Source organism: Sphingopyxis sp. H115 (assembly GCF_001468465.1).
GTDB lineage: Bacteria > Pseudomonadota > Alphaproteobacteria > Sphingomonadales > Sphingomonadaceae > Sphingopyxis.
Genome location: NZ_LNSA01000022.1, coordinates 38,592 through 61,075, shown reverse-complemented (window position 1 = coordinate 61,075; position 22,484 = coordinate 38,592). Strand labels below are relative to the sequence as shown.

At 64.2% G+C, this 22,484-nt stretch carries 17 protein-coding genes; 1 reads left to right on the top strand and 16 read right to left on the bottom strand.

Features of this window, described 5'->3' with window-relative positions:
* Nucleotides 1-138 precede the first annotated feature (138 nt).
* From ATE71_RS15275 to ATE71_RS15225, 11 genes are read right to left on the bottom strand one after another with little or no spacing between them, the layout of a single operon-like run.
* Nucleotides 139-2,208 carry a beta-galactosidase gene (locus ATE71_RS15275; protein WP_158500100.1) on the bottom strand — a complete coding sequence of 690 codons (2,070 nt, stop codon included), beginning with the start codon at nt 2,206-2,208 and terminating at the stop codon, nt 139-141.
* A gap of 53 nt (nt 2,209-2,261) precedes the next feature.
* Nucleotides 2,262-4,487, bottom strand: a complete 2,226-nt coding sequence (locus tag ATE71_RS15270; protein ID WP_054588730.1) for a glycoside hydrolase family 3 N-terminal domain-containing protein — start codon at nt 4,485-4,487, stop codon at nt 2,262-2,264.
* A gap of 14 nt (nt 4,488-4,501) precedes the next feature.
* Nucleotides 4,502-5,872, bottom strand: coding sequence for a hypothetical protein (locus ATE71_RS15265; protein WP_054588731.1), 1,371 nt, complete (start codon nt 5,870-5,872; stop codon nt 4,502-4,504).
* Nucleotides 5,865-7,403, bottom strand: a complete 1,539-nt coding sequence (gene treA, locus ATE71_RS15260) for an alpha,alpha-trehalase TreA (protein WP_054588732.1) — start codon at nt 7,401-7,403, stop codon at nt 5,865-5,867. The genes ATE71_RS15265 and treA overlap by 8 nt, the downstream gene beginning before the upstream one ends.
* Complete coding sequence (locus ATE71_RS15255; protein ID WP_234715578.1) at nt 7,400-8,617, bottom strand: MFS transporter; 1,218 nt, start codon at nt 8,615-8,617, stop codon at nt 7,400-7,402. Before ATE71_RS15255 ends, treA begins: the two co-directional genes overlap by 4 nt.
* Nucleotides 8,617-9,648 carry an alpha/beta hydrolase gene (locus ATE71_RS15250; RefSeq protein ID WP_054588734.1) on the bottom strand — a complete coding sequence of 344 codons (1,032 nt, stop codon included), beginning with the start codon at nt 9,646-9,648 and terminating at the stop codon, nt 8,617-8,619. Before ATE71_RS15250 ends, ATE71_RS15255 begins: the two co-directional genes overlap by 1 nt.
* On the bottom strand, nt 9,645-10,613 hold the full coding sequence (locus tag ATE71_RS15245; RefSeq protein ID WP_054588735.1) for an alpha/beta hydrolase: 969 nt from the start codon (nt 10,611-10,613) through the stop codon (nt 9,645-9,647). The genes ATE71_RS15250 and ATE71_RS15245 overlap by 4 nt, the downstream gene beginning before the upstream one ends.
* The gene (locus ATE71_RS15240; RefSeq protein ID WP_201022964.1) at nt 10,610-11,827 is read right to left on the bottom strand and encodes a glycoside hydrolase family 1 protein; all 1,218 of its coding nucleotides are present in this window, start codon (nt 11,825-11,827) and stop codon (nt 10,610-10,612) included. Before ATE71_RS15240 ends, ATE71_RS15245 begins: the two co-directional genes overlap by 4 nt.
* The gene (locus ATE71_RS15235; protein WP_234715579.1) at nt 11,824-13,152 is read right to left on the bottom strand and encodes a glycoside hydrolase family 1 protein; all 1,329 of its coding nucleotides are present in this window, start codon (nt 13,150-13,152) and stop codon (nt 11,824-11,826) included. Before ATE71_RS15235 ends, ATE71_RS15240 begins: the two co-directional genes overlap by 4 nt.
* A complete protein-coding gene (locus ATE71_RS22260; protein ID WP_058804209.1) occupies nt 13,149-14,516 on the bottom strand; it encodes an alpha/beta fold hydrolase in 1,368 nt (455 codons plus the stop codon). Before ATE71_RS22260 ends, ATE71_RS15235 begins: the two co-directional genes overlap by 4 nt.
* A 10-nt stretch (nt 14,517-14,526) precedes the next feature.
* A complete protein-coding gene (locus ATE71_RS15225; RefSeq protein WP_082665233.1) occupies nt 14,527-17,016 on the bottom strand; it encodes a TonB-dependent receptor in 2,490 nt (829 codons plus the stop codon).
* Between the two features lie 139 nt (nt 17,017-17,155).
* Here ATE71_RS15225 and ATE71_RS15220 point away from each other — a divergent pair, with 139 nt between their 5' ends.
* A complete protein-coding gene (locus ATE71_RS15220) occupies nt 17,156-18,193 on the top strand; it encodes a LacI family DNA-binding transcriptional regulator (RefSeq protein WP_235588039.1) in 1,038 nt (345 codons plus the stop codon).
* Nucleotides 18,194-18,653: 460 nt separating this feature from the next.
* Here ATE71_RS15220 and ATE71_RS21795 read toward each other — a convergent pair whose 3' ends face one another.
* The 5 genes from ATE71_RS21795 to ATE71_RS15200 form a co-directional block, all read right to left on the bottom strand.
* Nucleotides 18,654-18,842: a hypothetical protein gene (locus ATE71_RS21795; RefSeq protein ID WP_082665232.1), complete on the bottom strand. Its 189-nt coding sequence runs from the start codon at nt 18,840-18,842 to the stop codon at nt 18,654-18,656.
* Between the two features lie 69 nt (nt 18,843-18,911).
* Nucleotides 18,912-20,597 carry a sensor histidine kinase gene (locus tag ATE71_RS15215; protein ID WP_054588737.1) on the bottom strand — a complete coding sequence of 562 codons (1,686 nt, stop codon included), beginning with the start codon at nt 20,595-20,597 and terminating at the stop codon, nt 18,912-18,914.
* 110 nt (nt 20,598-20,707) lie between these two features.
* Nucleotides 20,708-21,184: a hypothetical protein gene (locus tag ATE71_RS15210; RefSeq protein WP_054588738.1), complete on the bottom strand. Its 477-nt coding sequence runs from the start codon at nt 21,182-21,184 to the stop codon at nt 20,708-20,710.
* 74 nt (nt 21,185-21,258) lie between these two features.
* Entirely contained in the window at nt 21,259-21,720 is a 462-nt protein-coding gene (locus tag ATE71_RS15205) for a hypothetical protein (protein WP_054588739.1), read from the bottom strand.
* 11 nt (nt 21,721-21,731) lie between these two features.
* The gene (locus tag ATE71_RS15200) at nt 21,732-22,376 is read right to left on the bottom strand and encodes a hypothetical protein (protein ID WP_054588740.1); all 645 of its coding nucleotides are present in this window, start codon (nt 22,374-22,376) and stop codon (nt 21,732-21,734) included.
* Nucleotides 22,377-22,484: the final 108 nt, after the last annotated feature.

The following is a 22,484-nucleotide window of genomic DNA, read 5'->3' as shown; positions in this document are numbered from 1 at the left end:
GGCGCCTTGTCGCCGCAGATCCGTCCGACGCCCGCTTTCCGAGATCCGCTTAGGCCATCATCTGAACCGCGAACGCAGCGGCCGGCGACATACAATGAGGGGATGGGCCCCACAGCGTGACACCGACACCATTACGACCTATCTTGTGCCATGCTTAACATGGGCCAGTGCGACACCATGGGGCCGCAGCATATCACCCTGCACATCATCGGAATGTAGCCAACCAGCTCCAGCGGGCAGAGATATTCGCTTTGCCGTTTCACCGTGGTTGACGGCGATGATGAAGCGTTCGGCACCGCGCGCGCGCGTCATGAACTCGACACCGTCGACCGGCGTCATCAAGGGACGCGGCACGGCGGCCTCCGTGATCATCCAACGGGTAAAGCGGCCCTGCCCCTGCTGATCGAGAATGGCGCCAAGGTAGGCGATGCTGCCTCGTCCAACCTTTCGTCGCAGGAGGGCGGGCTGCCCCGAAAGCCAACCCTGATCGCTGCCGAAACGCCCCAGCACCTTAGTGTCGTCGGCGACGGGTTCGAGCACCTCGCCCCATATATGCGCAGTGGTGTCGCCAAATATCGCCGACATTGCAACTGGGCCGTCCAGCGGATAATAATAACCGACACGTCCGCCAAGCGAGGTCCCCAGCGGTCCGGGCTGGCGCATCGGCCACAGTGCGTTGTCGCCGTCCTTCATTCCCGATCGGGGACCGAGGACCAGATGGCCTCCCCGCTCGACATAAGCCTTCAGCCGTTCCGCGGTGTCGCCCGACAAGATATTGAGATTCGGCGCCACGACCAGGCGATAGCCTGCAAGATCCGCGTCGGGCGGAAGTACGTCCACTCGATAGCCATCGTCGGCGAACGGGCGATACCAGTCCGTGATCGTTGCGACGGGATCATAGTCGCGACTGTGCCGCTCCGCCTCGATCGCCCAACGGCTTTCCTGCGAGTAGAGCAGAGCGACCTCGGCTTTCTCGGGCTGCGTATCTTTCAACCACCGTGACATCGCCGCCATTTCGCGTGCCGTCCGCGCAATTTCATCGAAGACCGGCATCGGCTGCCCGTCGGGACCGACAAGCGTACCATGATATTGCTCCTGCCCGTTCAATGCGCTGCGCCACTGCCAGTAGAGGATCGCATCGGCGCCACGGCCGACCGCCTGCCACGCCAGTTCGCGCGTCTGGCCGGGGTCGAGCGATCGATTGAGCGCCCCCCAGTCAACGCGGCCGGGCTGGGTTTCCATGATCCAGAAATTGCGCTGCCTGTACCCACGAACGACGTCATGATGCAGGGCATTCGCGGTCCAGTCAGGACGGCCGTTCGGAACATAATCATCCCATGCGGCGAGATCGAGGCCGCGATGAACAAGATACTGGTCGAAATTATTGTTCCATGCGGTCGAGTTGGTGGTAACGAACTGCCGCCTGTCCGCGTGGGTGCGGATCGCGGCCGCCTGCTCGTCGACATATTCCGCCCAGAGGAAACTGGCGAACCGTTTGAAGTCGAGCAGCAGTGCCGGGTTCTGCGGTCCTTTCGACTTCAGCGGCACTTGATCGAAGCGCTGGTATCGCTGGCTCCAGTAATCGGTCGTCCAGCGCCGATTGAGTTCCTCGACCGTACCATAGCGCGCAGTGAGCCACCTCGCCCACCGTGCCTTCGCCTCGCGATCGAACGAAGGTACGCCAATCTCATTGTCGATCTGCCAACCCACCACGTCAGGGTTGCGCCCGTAACGCCGCGCCATCTCTCCCGCTATGCGCACCGTATAACGGCGATAGGTCGCGCTGGCGAAAGAGAACTGGCGGCGTTCGCCGTGCCCCTCGACGCTACCGTCCTCGTTGACCCGAAGCACGTCGGGATGCGCCTCGGTCAGCCAGACCGGCGGCGCGGCGGTCGGTGTGCCGAGCACGACGCGAATGCCATGGCGCCCGGCAAGCGCCACCGCGCGATCGATCCAGCCGAAATCGAATTCGCCATCGCGCGGTTCGAGCCGCGCCCAGGCGAACTCGCCGAGCCGCACGACCGAAACGCCCGCCCGCCGCATCAATGCGAGGTCCGCTTCCCATTGGCTTTCCGGCCATTGTTCGGGGTACCAGGAAACGCCGATCGAGAGCGGCGCGGCTTCGAAGGGTGCCAGCGTGGGGGCCGTCGTGGACAGTGTCTTCGCATGAAGAGGCTGCGTGGCCGGAAAGGTCAGAAGCACAATCATAACCAGCGCAAGAAATCCGCCCGCGCGCGGCGGAAATGGCTTCGACAATAGCCTCATATTGCCCGATTCCCTTCGCCTTCGATCGTAAAATGTGCTTCGAGTTCGGTTGCCGAACTGCCACCGACGTAAAGCGTGAAACTTCCCGGTTCGACTACCGGCCGGAGATCGTGGTCGAGCAACGCGAAATCGCGCGCGCCGAGCGTGAAACGGACCGGCTTTGTTTCGCCGGGCGCGAGCGCGACGCGAGCGAAACGCTTGAGCGCCTTCAATGGTCGCGTCGTGCTGGCGACATCGTCGCGCAGATAGAGCTGGACGACCTCCTCGACCGCATGCGCGCCCGCATTATGAACGGAAAAGCCTACCTGCAGCACGCCATCCGAAGCCAACCGCTCGCTCGACAACTCCAACCCCGCATAGCGCACCGGCGAATAGCCGAGACCATGTCCGAACGGATAAAGCGGAGTCCACGGCGCATCCACATATTTGGCGCTGTTCCGTTCGCTTTCGCTAGCCGGTCGCCCCGTGCTGCGTCGGTCATAATGGATGGGGATCTGACCCACGGCCCGCGGGAAGCTCATCGGTAGACGACCCGAGGGACTGACGTCGCCGAACAGGATGTCGGCGAGCGCGTGCCCCGCTTCGACGCCCGGATACCAGGCCCATAATATCGCGGGTGCGCGGTGTGCGAGGGTGTTGATGGTGAGCGGTCGGCCGGCGAAGATCACGACCGCGACAGGCTTTTCCAGCGCAAGGATCGTGTCGGCCATCGCCTGTTGGTCGGGCGCGAGGTCGAGCGCGACCCGGCTGCGCGCTTCGCCGCTCTCGTCCCAATGCTCGCCGATGCACAGGACGACGGCGTCGGCGCCGCGCGCGGCGTCCAGCGCCGCATCGCCGCCCGCAGCGCCGAAGATTTTCACCCTCGGGCCGAGCGCCGCCTTCACGCCTTCGAGCGGCGTGATCGCATCGCCGGCGACGCCCGTGGGGGCCCAGCTTCCGAGCATCGAGCGACGATCGTCGGCGAGCGGTCCGATGACCGCCACCGACCGCAGCGCTTTCGATAGAGGCAGGATATTGCCCTCGTTCTGCAACAGCACCATGCTCTTGCGCGCCAGATCGCGCGCGGCAGCACGATGCGCGGGGCGAAGCGTCTGGCGTTTGGCCCGCGCCGGGTTGCAGTTGCGATAGGGGTCGTCGAACAATCCCAGCACCGCCTTGGCCGACAGGATGCGGCGCACCGCCGCGTCGATACGTGCGACATCGACCTTCCCGCGCCGCGCCGCGCCCGGCAACGTATTGACATAGATGCCGCTCACCATGTCGACATCGATGCCCGCCTCCAGCGCGAGGATTCCGGCCGCCTCGTCGTTCGCTGCGACGCCGTGCGCCACGAGTTCGCGGACGCCCGTGTAATCGCTGACGATCAGGCCGTCGAAATGCCAGTCGCCGCGCAGTACGCCCGTCAGGAGATCGCGATTGGCGTGCATCGGTACGCCGTTGACCTCGTTGAACGCGACCATGACACTCGCGGCGCCGGCCGCGATCGCATCCCGGAAGGGAGGATAATAATATTCGGCGAGCCTTCGGTCGGATACATCGGCGACATCATAGTCGCGCCCGCCTTCGGCATCGCCATATGCGACGAAATGCTTGGCCGTCGCCAGCATCGCATCGGGGTCCGACAGACTCCGTCCCTGGAATCCCCGCACACGCGCCTCGGCAAAGCGGCAAGCGAGCTCGACATCCTCGCCCGCGCCTTCGACGACGCGGCCCCATCGCGGATCGCGCGCCATGTCGACCATGGGAGCATAGGTCCAGTGGAGGCCGTTGGCGGTCGCCTCGATCGCCGCGATCCGCGCCGCCGCTTCGGCCGCCGCCAGGTCGAAGCTCGCCGCTTCGCCGATCGGCACTGGAAAGATGGTGCGGAATCCGTGGATCACATCGTCGGCAAAGAGCAGCGGAATGCCGAGACGGGTTTCTTCGACCGCGATCCGCTGGAGGCGCCGGGTCGTTTCGGCGCCATAGACGCTCAGAAACGAGCCGACCCGGCCGGCACGGACATCGGCTTCGCTTCCAGCTGGCACGAAGGGGCCCGTGTCGTTCCGCTCGCCGCGCGCCTGAGCGAGCTGGCCAAGCTTTTCGTCGAGGGTCATGCGGGCCAGCAGCGCGTCCACGTCGGCCGCTGCGATGCGCGGTGCGGCGCGCGCACCGGCGCTCGACAGGATGGCTCCCGCGATCGCGCTCGCCTGCAGGAAATCGCGGCGGCTGACGCAGCCCTGCATATTACGCCCCCGAGCTATTTTACGGCATCTACGGCAGGACGCGTGCCGGTCTCGACCCAGCCTCGCAGCGCTTCCCAAGCCGCGGCCGACTGCTCGGGACTGAAGCCGCAATGTGTGTAGCCTTCGACTCCGCCGACCGGCAGCGGCGCCTTCGTGCCCGGCACCGTATATTGGACGAGCCGCTTTTCATTGCCCGCGGCCTTGACGATACGGCCCAGTGCTTCCGATTGTGCATAAGGGACGAGCGAGTCGATGCGATTGTGGATCGTCACCAACGGGACGCGAAAGCGCCCTGTTGCCTGATGCCAGTGGCGCGCATTGGCGACCGCGCGCGGGTCCGCGACAATGCGCTGGACCTTTGCGTTGAAGGCCGAGGCTTCCTCCGGCGTCATTTCGGGGCTCGCATAGACCTTGCCCATATTGCCATAGATATTGCCGCCGAGCGTCTGGTTGAGGTCATCCATGCCGAGCGTCGCGGTGACCAGCGGAAAGGCGATCGACGCCGGTTCAGGCTCGAACCCGCCGATCGAGGCCACCTGCTTCATGATGCGCGCCTCGCGCCCCGCCGGATTGGCCTGCGCTGCCTGCGCGAGCGCCAGCACGGGCATCGCGATCTGGCCGATCCGGCCCCAGCGAAACGCCTCGCTGGTTGCCGCCTCACCCGCAGGCGGGTCCATCGGCAAGGCCGAACGGGTCAGGTCCTGCTCACCGGGCAGCGCATAGGGCGTGCCTTCGGTGAGCAGATTATAGGCGGCGCGCATGTCGATGAGCTGGCCGAACAGGCTTTCCCATCCGTCGGTGACCCCGCAGGACGACAGTGCACCGGCAAAGGCTTTCGGATATTGTTCGATCAGCGACAGGGTGATGTTGCCGCCCATCGACGTGCCCGCGACCAGAAATCGTTTCGCGCCGAGTTTCGCGAGAAAGTCCCGCAGGCGCAGCGTGTTTTCGGTGGCGGTCTGAACCCCCATTCCGGGCTTGTCATAGGCGCTGTGGCCGGCAGCATATCCGTCGCGATAGGCTTCGAGCAGCACGCCGCTCGCGCCCGTTCCCTTGGCGAGCGGGTCGACCGCGACCGCGACGGGCGTTCCCGGAGTGGAATAGCCGTGGACATAGAGAAGCGCCTCGCGATTCCACTTCGCGGGAATAGCCACCGAGAACTGGTCGCCCGCCAGCTTGCCCGCAAGGATGAAGCCGCCATCGGGTGCAGCAAAGGTAGCGATATCCGTTGCGCCAAGCTTGCGAGCGTCCGCCGCCAGGACCGATTGCGCGGTGGTGAGAGCCGCGGGCTGAAGCTCCTCGGCGGATAGCGCGGCCGGAGTGGCCAGCACGAGAAGCACCGGAATCAGCCGGGCAAAATATCCGCCTCTACTCTTGCTATCCATTCACGCCTCCTGTCGTTATCGCCTCTATATCGGATGCGCCACCTCGGCGCGTTGCAAGCAGTTCGATCGTCACGCCGTTGGTCCATCCAAAACCCGTCTCGGTCGCATATTCGCCGCCCGATCCTGCAGCGCAGGCGACGACGTCATATTTTTCGAGAAGCTGGCCGCTCGCCTCATAATGGGCTCGGACCATCGCGAGCCAGCGCTCTGCGATCTCGTCGGCGAGCGTCATTTCGTCATAGCGGCGCAGACCGATAATCGCGATCCATTGCAGCGGGGCCCAGCCATTGGGAGCATCCCATTGCTGTCCGTTTTCACTTAACGTCGTCATCAATCCGCCCGGGCGGAGCAATCGTTCGAGCGCGACGGCCGTGCTGCGTCCCTGCGCGGCGGATGCAATACCGGCAAAGAGCGGAAAGGCGGCGGCAGCGGTCAATCGATCCGACACGCGGCCGCTGTCGAGATCGAAGTCCGCATAATGACCGCCTAGTGGATTCCATAAATGCGCCGCGACCGCCCGTCCGCGACGCTCGGCGCGCGCAGCAAAATCATACGACAGGTCATTCTCGCCAAGACCGGATGCGGCTTTCGAAATAGCCTGCTCAAGACCGAAAAGCAGGGCGTTGAGATCGACTGGAACTAGCCGGGTGGTGCGAATGCTCGTGAGCGCGCGCGGGTCGGCAAACCAGCGCGAACTGAAGTCCCATCCACTCTCCGCCGCGGCGCGAATGTCGCGCCAAAGCTCACCCCGATTGCGCGCAGGAGCTTCGTCCGCAAGCGCAACATCCTCGCGCCAGCTTTCGTCGCGTGGCCTGTCGCTGTCATCCCAATATCGATTGAGCAGCGCCCCGTCGTCCAGCCTCACGACACGTCGCCCTTCGCCTCCCGGCGCGAGATCCTCGGCGCCCGCCATCCAGAAGCGATGTTCCTTGCGCATCCAGTCCAATCGACGACGGCGGCCTTCGACGCTATCATCGCGCGATAGTGCAGCCATGAGGTGAAAAAAGGGCGGGTGCGACCGGGTCGTGTAATAGCTGCGCGTACCGTTCGGAATATGGCCGATCCGGTCGAGCAGGCTGCCGAAATCGCCGATCATATTCTCGATAAGATCGTAACGGCCCGATCGTGCCAAGCCGAGCATCGTGAAATAGCTGTCCCAGTAATACAGCTCGCGAAAACGGCCGCCGGGAACGACGTAGCTGTGAGGCAGCCATAGTTCCGAAGATCCGGGCGCGGGATTGGCGGACTCGCGGGTCAGGAGCGGCCAAAGCGCCGAGATATGCGCTGCAAGCTCAAGACCATCGGGTGAAGGCGTCGGCAAATCTTGCGGAATATCGAAGTTGGCGAACACGAAGTGCCGGAGGCCTTCGCTCGTTCCCGGTCGCTGTCTTTGCCAGTCGGCAAGGATCGCCGCGGGCGCGCGCAGCGGACGCGCATCGGCGAATGTCTTGGAATCTGGAAAAAGCCCCGTCTCCTGCACCGCAGCGAACAGCGGACCGAACAATTGGGCGGGTGTGTCTGTAACCATCATGCCGTAACCCCCGCGATCCGGCGACGCACAAGCGATAGCGCAAGCGCCACGAGCGCTATGGGTACCAGCAGAAAATAGAAGGCCGCCGCACCCGGGAGCGACTGGAACAGCAATCCGACGACGAACGAGCCAATCGTGCCGCCGAGGGCCGAGAAGATGACAATCAGCCCGATCATTGCGGCGTGCCTGTGTTGCGGCAGCGCACTGAGCGCGACCGAACAGACCGTCGGATAGATAGGCGCGAGAAACAGGCCGATCAGCGGGAAAAGATAGGCGGCGAATGGTGCATTCGCCCATCCCGTATCGGCGCGCGGTCGCACGCCTTCAGCCAATGGCAGCGCAGCGACGACCAGCAGCGCGAGCGCGGCGAGGCAGGCGAGAAGCACCGGCAGCCATGCGACGCGGCGCAGTACGAGCCCCGAAAGCAAGCGCCCGAGCGCGAGCGCTGCGACGAAGATGCTCGACATCTGGACGCTGGTCGTCGCGGGCAGATGAAGGATTTCGCGGTTGAAGGTTGGAAGCCAGGTTCCCACACCCTGTTCGATCAGGACATAAAGAAACAGCGTAGCGAGCACGGCGACGGTGGCGGGCAAGACCGCGAGGGCAAGCATGTCTTTCCATCCCGCTGCAACAGAGGCACTCCGCTTCGCGACCGGCACAGGAGCTTCATCGAGCCGGATGCCGAGCCAGGCGCACGACGTCACGACGCACAGCGCGGCAAGCAGCCAATAGACGCGCAGCCAATCGCCCGCGTCGATGAACCAGCCGAAAATCCACGCGCCAGCGAGGACGCCACCCATGAACACCCCTTCGACGAGTCCGGTGATGCTTGCATGGTCGGCGGGATTGCGCGCTATCAGCCCGATGGTTGAATAGGTTGCAATCTTGGTAATTCCGAACGACAGGCCAGTGAGCACGAATAGCGCCTGCATCGCAATGAAATTCGTCGCGAACGACGCCAGCAGGCAGGCGGTCGCCATCAGCACGAGCACAGCGACCAGCGACCAGCGATAACCGAATGCCGGCACCGCAGCGACAAGAAGGAGAGAGGCGGCGACGACTGACAGGTCCTTGCACGCCTCGAGCGTCGACCCCATCAGCTTGGTCGCGCCGAAATGGGCGATCGACTGGAGAATGACGATGCCGACGCTGTTCATCATCAAGCCGAGCAGCGCATAGGTCAGAGCGAGGGTTATGATTGTGCGTGTTCGCATCAGCGCGCGCGCCGTCCCAGATGCCGATCGAAGAAGGAGGCGATGAGCCCGTAGGCCTCGGTGGACTCAGGCATATCCGGCCAGACGAAGAAGGCGTGCGGTAGCCCGTCGAACAGATGGAGCTCGCTTTCCACGCCCGCCGCCGCAAGACGACGATGCGCGAGCGTCAGCGCGCTCGCGGCGAAATCGCGACCGCCCGCGAGCAGCAGCGTCGGCGGCATCGCCTTCACCTCCGCGTCGGACACCAGCGGATAGGCGGTGGCATCGCCGGGCGCCGCGTCCTGCATATAGGGGAGCGGCAGGACGTCGGGGAGCGCCGGCGCCGCGAGCACCGCGCCGCCGGTGATCGGACCCGCCAGGTAAGGACTGTCGCCCGAATAGGGCGCGCCGGTCCCGCAGAAGGTGCCTATGGCCCCCGGGCGCGACAGTTTTTCACGGCGAATCCACGCCGTCGCCTGCGCCGTGATGACCCCGCCCGCCGAACAGCCGTAGATGCCGATGTTGGCGGCCGGATATTGCCCCAGCAACGCCTTGTAGACGGCGGTCACGTCTTCGGAAGCGGCGGGGTAACGATGTTCGGGCGACAGACGATAATCAACCGTCACCACCCTGATCCCCATCGTCGCGGCGATCGGGATCGCCTCGACCAGCGCCCCGCTGCCCGATCCCCACATGAACGCTCCGCCGTGAACATTGATGAGAACGCGGCCTTTTTGGCTCCCCGCCACGCCGCTCGCCGGCTCGACGACATCGACTGTGACGCCGTTCATTGTCGTACGCCATTCGCGGGTACGGAAATGGCGACGCATCTCGGCGAGCCTGTCATCATTGTAGCGACCATAGAAGGCGCGCTGCCGAGCGACGTCGCCGACGATCTCGGCGGGCGCCGTAGCCTGCTTCATGCGTTCGAGGACCTGCCGCGCCTCCTCGCTGAGCTGGTTCGACGCCGGGAGATTGAACGCCGGAACCGAAGTCTGCGACGCAGCGGGTGAAGCCGCCAGAAGCGCGGCGAGGATCAGTATCTTTCTCATTTTTCCGCTCCCAGACTTGCGATGAAAAACCGCGCCATCACGGCGAAGGCCGCATCGGTTTCGGGCGCGTCGATATAAGCCCAGAAGGCGTGCGGTAGTCCGTCGAACACGATGAGCTTCGCGGGCGAGCCCGCCCCGTCGAGCGCGCGGCAGAAGTCGGCGGTGCCGCTGAGGAGGAAATCGCGCGTGCTCGCGAGGCAGAGCGTCGCCGGCCAGCCGGCGAGGTCCCCGCGTTGCGGCGAGACGAGCGGATCATGCGTCGTCCGCTCTCCTGCATAGAGGCGCGCGAGCGCATCGACGCCGGACGCGTCGGCGAATAGCCCCGCGCTGTCGCCGACCGCCGACAGATCGGCAGCGCCCGAGAAAAAGCCGAGCGCGGCGGGCTGCGGCAGCTTGTCGGCGCGCAATCGCGCGACGAGTTCGGCCGACAGGATCGCGCCCGCCGATGTGCCGTAAACGCCTATCGCTTTCGGATCATGCTCCTTCAATAACGCGCGATAAACGGCGACCGCATCCTCGACCCCGGCGGGAAAGCCGTTTTCGGGCGCGAGACGATAGCGCACCGCGACCACGCGATAGCCGGTGAGCGCCGCCACCGCTGCATTCTCGCTGATGGACCCCGCATCGACGAGGAATCCGCCGCCGTGCAAGTTGAGGAGAACCGGATCCTTGGCAGCGCCCTTCGCCGGCGTGAAAAAACGCACGGGGACACCCGCGATCACGTCGTCCTTCATGGTCACGCCGTAGCGCGCGAGCCGCGGCGCGCCGATCTCCTGCTGGATCGCATCGGCGCGGGCGCGGCGCCCCTCGATCGTCGCGGGTTCTGGCGGTCGTGCGTCGTTCGCCTCCAGCCCCGCGCGCGCCTCGGCGGACAGGAAGGATGGCCACGGCGCCTTGACGAGTTGCGCCGACGCGGCGGGCGCCAGCGCCAGACCCAGAAGAAGCGTCAGCCAGGGTCGTATCATGATCTTGCCCTCACCAGATCGGCATAGAGACGCGCGCTCGGTTTCGGCGTGCGGCGAAAATTTCCGCGATCGACGGCGACCAGCCCGAAATGCTGGGCGTACCCGCGCCGCCATTCGAAATTGTCAAGCAGCGACCAGTGGATATAGCCGAGCACGGGCACGCCTTCCTTTCGCGCCGCATCGAGCGCGTCGATGGCAGCGGGCAGATAGCGGCAGCGCTGCGCGTCATCGGCGGCGGCGATCCCGTTTTCGGTCACGAACACGGGCCGCCCGGTCCGGGCGTGCGCATGACGGACGCTGGCACCGAGGGCCTGCGGATAAAATTCGTCTCCGCTCTGGGTAAGCTCTGCACCGGCGGGCGGCGACAGGACCGCATCGCGTCCGAAGCGCAGCCGCCCATAGGTCTGGACGCCGATGAAATCATCCTCGCGCGCCGCAGCGAGGAAAGGGTCCTCGGCATGGCGGCGATAGGCAGCAATCGCGTTATCGTCACCCTGCGCGTCGGGCAGCGCGAGGCTCAATCCGACAAGCGCGGCGGGATCGTTCGCTTTCCATGCCGCGCGGGCGTTACGGTGTCCGGCAAGCAGCCGTTCGAGGTCGGCGTCGTCGCCGCGCGAGTAGACCCAGACGTCGAACCGTTCCGACCCGGTCGTGCGCGCCGCCGCCGCGAGCATAGCGTCCAGTCCTTCGCGCACCGGATCGGCAAGCGGCGTCGGCGCCCAGCGCCCCATCAACGGCAGATTGGGTTCGTTGAACGTCACCACGTGCCGAGCCAGTCCCGCGAGCCGGCGCCCGACCATGTCGGCGAAATGTGCGAACCGTGAAGGCGCCTCCGCGTCGCTCCAGCCCCCCGCCGCCGCGAACCAGCGCGGCGACGTGAAATGGCTGAGCGTCACGACGGGGGCAAGTCCGGCATCGCAGCAAGCCGCGGCGACGCGCGCATAATGGTCGAGCCAGGCGCGGCTGAACTGACCACGCGCGGGCTCGATCCGCGACCATTCGACCGAAAAGCGATAGGCGTTGAGCCCCAGCGCCTTCACGATCGCAATGTCCTCCTGCCAGCGGTTCAAGCTGTCGCACGCATCCCCCGACGGCACGGCGAAGCGGGTTTCGCGCACTTGCTCGAGCAGCCAAATGTCAGCGGCGACATTGCTGCCCTCGACCTGATGCCCTGCCGTCGCGGTGCCCCACAGAAAAGACGCAGCGGCTCTCAACGGGCGCCGGTTCCGCCAGCGCGCGCGATCGCGCCGAGCCGCTTCGCACTGGGCTTGACCGTGCGTTTGAAGGTCTGACGATCGACGGCCACGAGACCGAATTTCGGGCCGTATCCCGAGAACCACTCGAAATTGTCGAGTAGCGACCAGTGAATATAGCCAAGCACCGGCACCCCATCCTTGCGCGCCGCCTCGACCGAGGCGATCGCTTCCGGGATGAAGCGCTCGCGCTCCGCGTCGTCGGCGGCGTCGATGCCGTTTTCGGTCACCATTACCGGCAAGCCGGTCGCCTCATGCGCGTAGCGCACGACATTGCCGACCGCTGCAGGATACCATTCGCCGCCGCCCGGCCGGCGCGGTACGTCGGCGGGGATTTCGACGTCGCGTTCGGCCCCGACATAGGCACGGCCATAAGTCTGCACGCCGACGAAGTCATCCTTGTCCATCACCGCGAAGAAGGGACCGTAGACGTCTGCGCGCTTGCGCTCGATCGCACTGTTTTCCACGACCGCGACATTGTCGGGAATGGCAAGGCTCAATCCGATCGGAAGGTCGCCGCGCGCCGCGCGGATCGCTTCGCGGCCCTTGACATGCGCGGCAGTGACGCCCGGGATCATCGGCGCCGGATCGCCCGTGTTGAGTAACGAGAAACGGTCGGAACCGCTCGCCTTCGCCGCCGCCGCGACGCAGGCGGCGATGCGATCCATGAAGGCAGGCGGCGGCGGGCTCGCCGACCAGCGCCCGCCCAGCGCCAGATTGGGTTCGTTGAAGGTCAATGCGTGGCTCATCCCCGCCGCCATCGCACGCGCGACCTTGTCGCAATAGCGAGCGAACAAATCGGGTGCATCGCTATTCTCCCACCCTCCCGCCGCCGCGAACCAGCGTGGCGTGGTGAAATGGTTGAAGGTGACGACCGGCGCGAGGCCCTGTTCGCGGCAACGATCGACGATGCGCGCGTAATGATCGAGATAGGCCTGGCTGAACTGTCCCGGTGCGGGCTCGATCCGCGACCATTCGACGGAGAAGCGATATGCGTTGAGCCCCAGCGCCTTCACGATCGCGACGTCCTCGCGCCAACGGTGCAGGCTGTCGCACGCGTCGCCCGACGGTTCGGCAAACACCGTCGGATCGACTTGTTCGAGCAGCCAGATGTCGGCATTGACATTGTTGCCCTCAACCTGATGTCCGGCAGTCGCAGCTCCCCACAGGAATGGCTTCGCGGGTTTCGACGCCGCGCTCACTCGGCCGCTCGCCACCGTCGCGATAGCAGCAGCGCCCAGGCCAAGCATGTGCCGACGATCGAGTGCGAGCCGGTCTTCGGTCACTTTACCGCCTCCGGTCCCGGACGGCGGCCGGTGCGTACCCATGCGCGCATCGCATCGAAGGCATCGGCGTTCTGCTTGGGTGAAAAGCCACAGTGGGTATAGCCGTCGAAGCCCCCGGGCAGCGGCATCTTCGTAGGCGGCACGGCATATTGCGCTATTCGTGCGCCATTACCTGCCGCAGCGACGATCCGCCCCAATCCTTCCGACTGGGAAAAGGGTACCAGCGAGTCGATCGTCTGGTGCACGGTGACCAGCGGAACGCGAAATTTTCCGGTTGGTTCGTGCCATTGCCGCGCATAGGCAATGGCGTGCGGAGCGGCGTTGTAACGCTGCATGCGCCGATTGAAATCGGCTGTCTCCTCCGCGCTCATTTCCGGGGGCGCATAGGTCTTTGAGCCGTTGCCGATCGGCAAACCGCCCATCGTCGCGACGATATCGTCCATACCGAGAACCGCCGCATAAACGGGCGCGCCGATCGCCGCCGGGTCGGGCGCGAAGCCGCCCACTGCCGCGACCTGCCGAATGATCCGCGCCTCGCGCCCGTCAGGCCTCGCCTTGGCCGCCTGGAACAGCGCGAAGATCGGCATCAGGATGCGCATCTTCTGCTGCGCGCGAAAGGCATCCCCGGAGTTCGGGTCGCCCGCAGGCGGCTCAGTCGGCAATCCCGAACGCGTCAGATCATGCGCACCGGGAAGCGCATAGGGCGTTCCTTCGGTCAGAAGATCATAAGCGCCGCGCGTGTCGGCGAGTTGCTGGACGAGCGGCCGCCAGCCCTCGGTCACGCCGCACATCGATACCGCGCCCGCGAACGCCTTCGGATAGAGCTCTATCAGCGCCAGAACGATGCTGCCGCCCATCGATCCGCCGACGGCATAATGCCGCTTCGCACCGAGCCGCGTTGTCAGCGCGTGTAACCGCATCGCGTTCTTGGCGCCGCTTTTGGTCGCAATTCCCGATTTGTCGAACGCCGCGACGCCGACCGCGAGGCCCTCGCCATAAATATGCCGCAGGACGCCGCCGCTTTCGGACGGCGCGGTCGGATCTTCGGGCACCTTCGGGGTCGAATCGGGTGTCGCATACCCCTGCCCGATCAGCACGACCTCGCGGTTCCAGTTCGCCGGAATGGCGAGCACGAAGATACGCCCGTCGAGCTTGCCGTTCACAATCATCCCGCCGTCCGGAGCCGGACGCGTCGTGATGTCGGTCGCCCCCGCGCGGCGCGCCTTGGCGACAAGCGCCGCCTGCGCGGCGTCGGGAACGAAGACGCCCGGCGCAGAGGCGGAGGCGACTGCCTGCCCAGCCTGCGCCGGCCCCGAAAGGCCGATCGCCAGCGCTAGGAAGAAGGGGAAAGCAGATCGCGTCATCGCCGTGCGCTCAGAAACGATAGCGAAGCTGCACGCCATATTGCGCCGGCTCTCCGTAGATCGAGTTGATGAAACCCGAATTATTATAGCCCGGGTTCGCGGTGACGCGATATTCCTTGTCGAAGATGTTGGTGCCATAGATCGCGGCGTCGATGGGCGCACCGAACATGTTGTTCCACTCGAAGCGCAGGTTGACGAGGCCATAGCCCGCGATCGTGTCGAAAGGCTGTGCCTCCGGGGTCACCCGCTGGCTCGACTGGTAGGTCCAGTTGGCGTTGAACGCCATTTCGCCCACGCCCTCGACCGACGGCAGGTCGATCCGTCCGTTGAGACTGAACTTGTGCTTCGGCACGAAGGAGAAGGGGGTACCCGACAGGTCGCGGCTCGGCTGCGCCGCGGTCAACGCCTGTGGGATCGCCGGGATCGCGATCGAGTCATATTCGAGATATTTTGCCGAATTGTAGGAATAGACCGCGCTGAATGTCAGACCGCGCACCGGCACGAGCTGTCCTTCGAACTCGAGCCCCATGACCCGCGCCTTCTTGGCGTTGGTCAATATGTCGGAGCCCGCGATCGATGCGCGCTGGATCACCTGGATGTCGTTGTACCAGGTATAGAAGGCGGATATGTTCGTGCGCGCCCGCGCGTCGCCGCCGAGGTTCCAATCCTTCTTCACGCCGAGTTCGAGATCGGTCACCTGCTCGGGGCGGACCGCGAACAGCGGATGCTCCTCGCCGAGGAACAGCGATACGATCGGGTTGCTGGCACCCGACTTGTAGCCGCGCCGCGACACGGCATAAAGCAATGTATCGGGGTTTGCCTGCCAGTCGAGACCGAGCTGCCAGGTCGGCCCGTCGCTCTTGCCCTTGAACGTCGGTGTTGTGCAGTTCGGATAATAGAGCGTCGGGAAGCCGCCCGCCGCCACCGCCTTGAACGCGTCGTATACGCAAAGATTGGCATTCAGGCCGACCACCTGCGCCGCTTGCGCCGGAGTGATCACCCCGAGCGTGGCAAGCTGGTTGAATATCTGATAGCTTTGCGGATCCTGATAGGCTTGGATGTCGCCGCCGAAACGATCCCAAGTCCAGCGAAAGCCGGCCGTGGCGGTAAGATCGGGGGTCAGCTTATATTGCATCTGCGCATAGACCGCCTTGCTCCGCCCGTCGACATGCGCGGTGGGTTGCAGGCTGAGCGCCGGCGCGAGCGGCGTCGGCAAGCCGAGCGCGGCCTGCAGCGCGGGCGGCAGGATCAGCGGTCCGCCGCCGAGCAGGCCGAGTTGCTGCATCGGGTTGACGGTCTGGAAGGTCAGCGGCGACGGTGTCTTCTGGTCGAGGAAAAAGCCGCCGGCCTGGATGCGCAAGGTGCCATCGTCGTAACGCAGTTGGAGCTCTTCGGTAATCGTGCGGAGATTGTTGTTATAGCTGCCGGGGTAGGCGCCGAGCAGATCGGCGATCGGCAACGGCGTCGAATCGCGATCGGTCGCGCTCGTCGAGCGGGTGCGGGCATAGCTGAAGATATTCTTCAGTGTGAGCGTGTCCGAAAGATCGAACTCCGTATTGTTGAGCGCAAGAAAAGCCTTCGCGACTTCGCGGGTCGGGACGCTGAGCGCCGTCTCGCGCACACCTCGCGCCTGCTGCGCCAGCAGGTAGGGCTGCAGCAGGGCCGCGTAGGGACGTGCCGGATTGACCGCGAGCAGGATGCTGCCGCCGCCATGCTCCTTCACATCGACATAGCTGACCGCAGTATAGCTGCGGATCGTGTCGGTCGGGTTGAACTGCAGCCCGAAGCGCAGGCTGTAGTTGTTGCGGTTGAGATAGTCGAAACCCGTGACGGCATCGCGGACATAGCCATCGCGCTTGTCGAACTGCCCGGCGACGCGAATCGCCAGCACGTCATCGACCAGCGGAATGTTGAGCGCGCCCTGCCCGCTGCGGCGATTATAATTGCCAAGCGTCAAATCAGCATAGCCTTCGACCACGCCCATCTTCGGGCGCGCTGGTTCGAGCAGCACCGCGCCGCCCGTCGTGTTGCGGCCGAACAACGTCCCCTGCGGTCCCTTCAGCACCTGCAGCGAAGCAAGATCGTAGAAGCTGCCCGGTCCGCTGACGCTCGTCGGCACTTCGGCGAAATAGCCGACGACACCCGGGCCGCTCCCGGTCCCCGGTCCCCCATTGCCCCCCATGCCGCGGATCGAATAGGTTTCCTGGTTGCGAGCGACATCACCGAGCACCGACAGTGACGGCGTATAGTTCTGAAGGTCGGTGCCGGTGTTGACCCCCTTCTCGCGCAAGCCGTCCTGACTGAACGCGGTGATCGCGATCGGCACCTGCTGCGCGCGCTCCTCGAAGCGGCGAGCGGTAACAATGATCTCTTCAAGCCCGCCGCCCGCCGAGTCAGCTTGCGGCGCATCCTGCGCTGCGGCCGACGACGGATTGGCAGCGAGTGCCAACGGTGCCACGCCCCAGCAAAGCGACGTCAAAAATTTGCGCGAGATTGCCATCGATCATCCTCCCCATGACGGACCATATCGCCCGTTCGCGCAATTTGATAGGTTTTTATGAAATGCATTTCAATACAAAGTTTCATAATGGCGACTATTGGCGATTGCGCAGGGCCTGCAGCTGCCATATGAACGCAGAATGGCGCAAAAAAGCAGCGATACGACCACGATGCCGCGCACAACCCGGCCGACGATGGACGACGTCGCGCGCATTGCAAAAGTTTCAAAGCCGACGGTGTCACGGGTGTTGAGCGGAAGCCCGCTGGTCAGCGCGGATACACGCGAGCGTGTGCTGGCGGTCGCACGCGAGCAAGGATATGCGCTCAACCGTCATGCCCAGAAATTGCGGCGCGAACGCGCCAATGCGATCGCGGTCGTGCTCGACTTCGGATCGCATCGGCAAGGCGCGATCGGCGACCCTTTCATTTTCGAGTTGCTCGCCGGGATTTCCGAGGCCCTGTCGGTCCGCGATCTCGACCTGCTGCTATCGCCGTCGGGGCTGGACACGATCGACGGCTTTGTCGATCTTTACCAGTCGCGCGGTGCCGACGGCTTCATCGTGCTCGGCCAAGGCGCGCGCGACGCGCTGCTGCAAAAGGTCGCCCGCAAGGATATTCCCATGGTGGTCTGGGGAGCGGTCAATGAAGCGAGCGCCTACTGCGCGGTCGGAAGCGATAACAGCCTTGGAGGACGCCTGGCCGGTGAACGCTTCCTTTTGCATGATCGCCGCCGCTGGCTGTTCGTCGGAAGCCGCCAGCACGAGGAAATCCGCCTGCGCTTTGAAGGGCTGCAGGAAGCAGCCCGCAAAAATTCGGATGTCGAGATCGATGTTCTGTCGATCGAGTCCATGGCTTTTTCCGCGATTCACGACCAGGCCAACGCCTATCTGAAAACCTGTACCGTCCGCCCCGACGCAGTCTTCGCCTTTTCCGATACCGCAGCGATGGCGGTTATCGGCGCTTTCAGCAAAGAGGGGCATTTGACCCCGCGCGACTATTCGCTCGTCGGCTACAACGACATTCCGCCCGCGGCGCATTTTACTCCGTCGATCACGACCATCGCCCAGCAGACCGGAGTCGCAGGCGCGTTACTGGTGGAGAAACTGATGCAAGCGCTGGACGGTAGCAGGCCCCGATCCGCAATGCTACCAACTCAACTTGTCACTCGGCAGACCTAGCTGGCCGGTCGTCATGGCAGCTTTAAAGCGATGGTCCAAATCGGATAAACGACCGGCATCAGGCGCGTAGCTGCCATCCTCGCGGGGGTAAACGAACGACAGCTTATGGGCAGGCCCGCTGATTTCTCGAATGACCGCGATTAGGCGTATTCTGTTGAAAAACTCGGACGACGCACCTCATCCATGCCTCTTCCGTAATAAACATATAATAAGAACCCAATTGGCGATCCAAAGTTATGTAGCAATTAGAAATGTGCTAATATTTTTACTTGTGTCGAGGCGCCCAAAGCCGTGTGGATAGTTTTTCAACAGAATAAGGCGCATTCCCGACCAAATTCCATCGAAGCTCGACGTCTCGACGCTTGGCTTAGGAATCTGACGGACCGACATGCCTCTTGTGACGTCGTTGACCCGACATAAATGGCACCTACACCAAATGTGTGCCCAGGGAATGTCGGCTTCAGGCTACCCAGACCAGCAGATGTTCACCTAGCGGCGGCAATGTCGGAGAGACACGAAATGGCTGAATCGGCTTGCCGGTGCACACGATGAATTGACCACGACCGGTCGCGCCGCGGAGCTGAATCGCAACGGCATAGGCGTGGTCGAACGAGGCGAGCCGCGTCCGAAGGGGTGACAGGGCGGTCATGGATCACTCCGGCTGTGGGGGTAAGGGTAGAAGCGGACGCAAGGTCGCCAGCCTGTCATGGTCCGAATGCTATGCAGCGGTGGGCTCGGTTTCAGGATCAGCGACTGCCAGATCGATTAGAACCTTGGCGACATCGGCCTTGAGGGTGAGTGTTCGACCCTCGGGGATCAGCCATTGGACATCGTCGCGGAAGGCCGATCGGATCTGTTCCAGAAGCGCCTCGTCCTTTCCGAGGAGGAGCTTGTTCGCCAGGTTACGCGCATCGCGGATGAAATCGTCATGCTGCCTGCCCCAGCTGTCGCTATCGCAATCCTCGTCATAAGTGAAGACCGCATCCTCGATCAGCTGCGCGAGCGCCTGCGGCGTGACGATTGCGCCCTCCCGGACAAAAACATGTGCTTCGCCGATATGGCTGCTCGCGTTCGCGCAGACGAGCATATCGACGGGAAGGCGAAGCGTGGCGGCGGGTTCATCGAGCCCGGCGCAGCGAACTATCGGAACATTAAGGGTGATCGCAGTCACCCAGCCCGATTCAACATGATCGAGCATCTGGTCGTCGTCGGCATAGTGGAACAGTTCGCCCTCCCGTTCGACCGCAAAGGACAGGCGGGGGACGCGCGGAAGCACATCATACCATCGATAGCCGGCAAATTTGTCTTCAGCGAAGACAGGTCGGAAGCCGAGCTTCTCCTCGGTCAACACCTTCGCCGCGCATTGTTCGATATCGGCCTCGTGCCTGGGGATCAGGATCATTGGGACAGCTTCGACGCGCTCGTCCTCGACGTAGGCATTGCCGTCCGCGGTTCGCGGGCGCCATGCACAGAGCCACGGGCTGGCTTCGGGAAGGCCAACGCCGAGCTCGGTAGCGCGCTTCCAGTCCTTGAACGACAGGCGATGTTGGCCTTTGAGCGCGATGGTCCGGAAAATGGCCGCCTGCACTTCAACCCGCAGATCGGCGAGTGCGGCATTCTCGACCATCTCCTTGCGCGCGGGCAAAACGAGCTGGAGCGAGGGCGCGTCGACGATGTCGATCCGGACCGTCCATTTCCGCCGTGCGTCGATTTCCCCGATGGCGGGCATGCGGCAGGGAACCTTGATGCCATGAAAATTGATGCGCGGATCGCTCGCGATGTCATAGGAATCGCTGAAGATTCCGATCCGGCAGCCATGCCACTCTTCGATCCGGCAGGCGCCCTTGAGGAAATCCTCGCGCGGCAAGACTGCGCCCTGAAATTCGACGGGCAACGGGAAATGCTTCGCCGCTGCTTCGACCCGCGATTGGAGATTGGGCAACCATTCGGCGGGCATGGCAATGACGAGCTGTGTGCCTTTGCGGACCTCGTAGGCTTCGACCGTTAGGGGATTTTCGCCCTGCCAACCGTCCTTGGGAAACGTGACCGTCCATCCGGCATTGGCGGCTCTCGAGAAGGATCGCACAGTAACGCGCTTGCCGGCGAGGCTGAACACACCCATTCCGGCAGGGTCTTCCCGCCGTGCGATCTGGTCGCTCCAGTCAGAGCGGCCCAGCGTCACGAAGGCGGCGGGATCATCGATGCCGGTGCCGTCGTCTGCAATAAAGAGGGCTGGATTGCCTTCATGCTCGCCGAGATCGACGGCGATTCGCTGCGCACCGGCACGGCGGGCATTCTGGAACAGCTCGTTGAGAACGTCGGTGATCGTCCCGTTGAAGAGGCGCGACACCTTAGTGATAAGCTGCTCGCCGACGGAAGGGCGGATTTGAGCGGGAAGCGTCATGGGAATACTCCGGTTGCGCGGCAGCCTCATTGCCGCCGCACGTCCCCGCCTCCTTTCCTCCCGGCCGATGACGATCGGTCGCGAGCGATTGAGTGCGGGCGGCTCAGGCTTCAGGCGGAGCGAAGTGCCTTCTCGGCCGCGGTTTCGACATAGATTTGCCGCGCGCGCCCGCGACGCCGTTTCCGGATGCGGCCCTCAGCATAGGCCTCAGCCCATCGTTGCGCCTCGGCGGCACGCGCTCCGGCGGAGCATTCGTCCGCTTGCTCGAAGATCGTATAGGCGAGCGCATATTGCTCGCGTTCCGGAAGCGCGAGCAGCGCCGAGGCGATGGGCAAGGTGCTTTCGTAGAATTCGAGAGCGTGGCGACCGCCGCCATGGTGCATCAGTATGGCGAGCCGGCCCTTGCTACCGATCCCGGTCGGCCTCGCAATCATCACATCGTGCGAGGCATAGGTGACGGCGCCAAAACCATCGGGTTCCGCCGGATAGAAAATGCGGTTATCACGATGGGGAAGCGGGTGCGCGAGAATCTCATATCTGTCGAAGTTCTCGACTTTCCGGATGTCATTATGTCCGATGACCGTCATCGCAGGCCCTTTCTGCTGGGGTGAAGTAACTATGCCCAGGGCAGGCGCCTTGGGCGGCTCGTCGATGACGGCAATCAGGCAGCCCGGAGGCTGTCGCGCTGACGCAGACCGAGGTCGATAGCTGAGAGGCTTGCGAACCCAGGTTCGACGGCATCAAAGATGCCGGTTAGGTCGTCGAGGTCGGCCCAGACGCAGGCGTCGCCCGGATCAGGATCGAGCTGGAAGACGATCGGTAACGAGTCCGCGGTCATCTCCCGGAAGAAGGTGCGAATGATCAGCCACTCGATCCGGCGTCCGACTGCCCCGACGCGCGAGGCAAGCGCCGTCCGCTCGACAGGGCGCATCGCGAGGTAGCGCTCGGGCGCAATGAGCGGAGCGATCCGAATGCAAGCAATACGACCGGCGACCCCGGGCGCGTGAACGGTGCCGGCGCTCGCGATACGCTCCACCGCAACACCCTCGGCCGGAACCAGCGCGCGATAGACATAATGGGGCAGCGCCCCCGCGATGCGGGAACGCGAGACAATGACTTTCATCGACGTTCTCCTCAAGCGACCAGCCGCATCGGCGGCGTTCCGGGTTCGGCGAGGTGCAGTTCGCGCCGGATGCGCGCGGCGAGGCGGTCAGGCTCGAGCAGTTCGCCGACCGCGGCCCAGTGGTTGCGGTCGCCGCAATAATCCTTCCGCCCGGCGACGCGGCGGAACATCACTTCACGGCCGGATCCGATGCCAAGCCGGAGCTGGACATAGATTTCCTCGGTATGAAGGATGATCTCGCCGCTGACGGCAATACCGCCCTTGATCGATCGAAGATCATAGGTGCCGTCCTCCATGCAAAGGGCCTCGGCAAGCCGCTTCAGGGCCTTTCGGCCGTCGCTATGGAAGAGCTTCTTTGCCTGCTCGTCGTAGCTGACACCCCTATGCGCCAGCACCACGAGTGCGGATTTGCCGCGCATGTCGGCGATGCGGTCCAAGCAGGCGCGCCGAAGCGCGGTGTCGCCGCCGCCCGTGGCGCCCGCAACGGCACCGAGATGCCGCGCGAGCAACAGTACTGCGGGATCGGTTTCGTCGGGATTGCCGGCATTTCGGCAATCCTTGATCGCCGCGATCAGCGCGTGGAGACAGGCCGGCAGCGTCGAGAGTGCCGAAGGATCGAGCGCCTGCTGGAAGCGGAACGCGATATCGTATGACATGGGACAGGTTCCTTCTCCGGACGCCTATTGCGCCCGCCCCTGTCCTTCCCTCTCTCCTCCCATTTCGCAGGGATATTGAAGGCACCCCAAGTGCCCGCAGCCGCGATG

Excerpts from the sequence above, each read along its gene's own strand:
- ATE71_RS15265 (WP_054588731.1), bottom strand. The coding sequence starts at position 5,872 with ATGGATAGCAAGAGTAGAGGCGGATATTTTGCCCGGCTGATTCCGGTG.
- ATE71_RS15210 (WP_054588738.1), bottom strand. The coding sequence starts at position 21,184 with ATGACGGTCATCGGACATAATGACATCCGGAAAGTCGAGAACTTCGAC.
- ATE71_RS15270 (WP_054588730.1), bottom strand. The coding sequence starts at position 4,487 with ATGCAGGGCTGCGTCAGCCGCCGCGATTTCCTGCAGGCGAGCGCGATC.
- ATE71_RS15275 (WP_158500100.1), bottom strand. The coding sequence starts at position 2,208 with ATGATTGTGCTTCTGACCTTTCCGGCCACGCAGCCTCTTCATGCGAAG.
- ATE71_RS15205 (WP_054588739.1), bottom strand. The coding sequence starts at position 21,720 with ATGAAAGTCATTGTCTCGCGTTCCCGCATCGCGGGGGCGCTGCCCCAT.
- ATE71_RS15250 (WP_054588734.1), bottom strand. The coding sequence starts at position 9,648 with ATGAGAAAGATACTGATCCTCGCCGCGCTTCTGGCGGCTTCACCCGCT.
- ATE71_RS15225 (WP_082665233.1), bottom strand. The coding sequence starts at position 17,016 with ATGGCAATCTCGCGCAAATTTTTGACGTCGCTTTGCTGGGGCGTGGCA.
- ATE71_RS15215 (WP_054588737.1), bottom strand. The coding sequence starts at position 20,597 with ATGACGCTTCCCGCTCAAATCCGCCCTTCCGTCGGCGAGCAGCTTATC.
- ATE71_RS15220 (WP_235588039.1), top strand. The coding sequence starts at position 17,156 with ATGGCGCAAAAAAGCAGCGATACGACCACGATGCCGCGCACAACCCGG.
- ATE71_RS21795 (WP_082665232.1), bottom strand. The coding sequence starts at position 18,842 with ATGACCGCCCTGTCACCCCTTCGGACGCGGCTCGCCTCGTTCGACCAC.
- ATE71_RS15200 (WP_054588740.1), bottom strand. The coding sequence starts at position 22,376 with ATGTCATACGATATCGCGTTCCGCTTCCAGCAGGCGCTCGATCCTTCG.
- ATE71_RS15255 (WP_234715578.1), bottom strand. The coding sequence starts at position 8,617 with ATGCGAACACGCACAATCATAACCCTCGCTCTGACCTATGCGCTGCTC.
- treA (WP_054588732.1), bottom strand. The coding sequence starts at position 7,403 with ATGATGGTTACAGACACACCCGCCCAATTGTTCGGTCCGCTGTTCGCT.
- ATE71_RS22260 (WP_058804209.1), bottom strand. The coding sequence starts at position 14,516 with ATGACGCGATCTGCTTTCCCCTTCTTCCTAGCGCTGGCGATCGGCCTT.
- ATE71_RS15245 (WP_054588735.1), bottom strand. The coding sequence starts at position 10,613 with ATGATACGACCCTGGCTGACGCTTCTTCTGGGTCTGGCGCTGGCGCCC.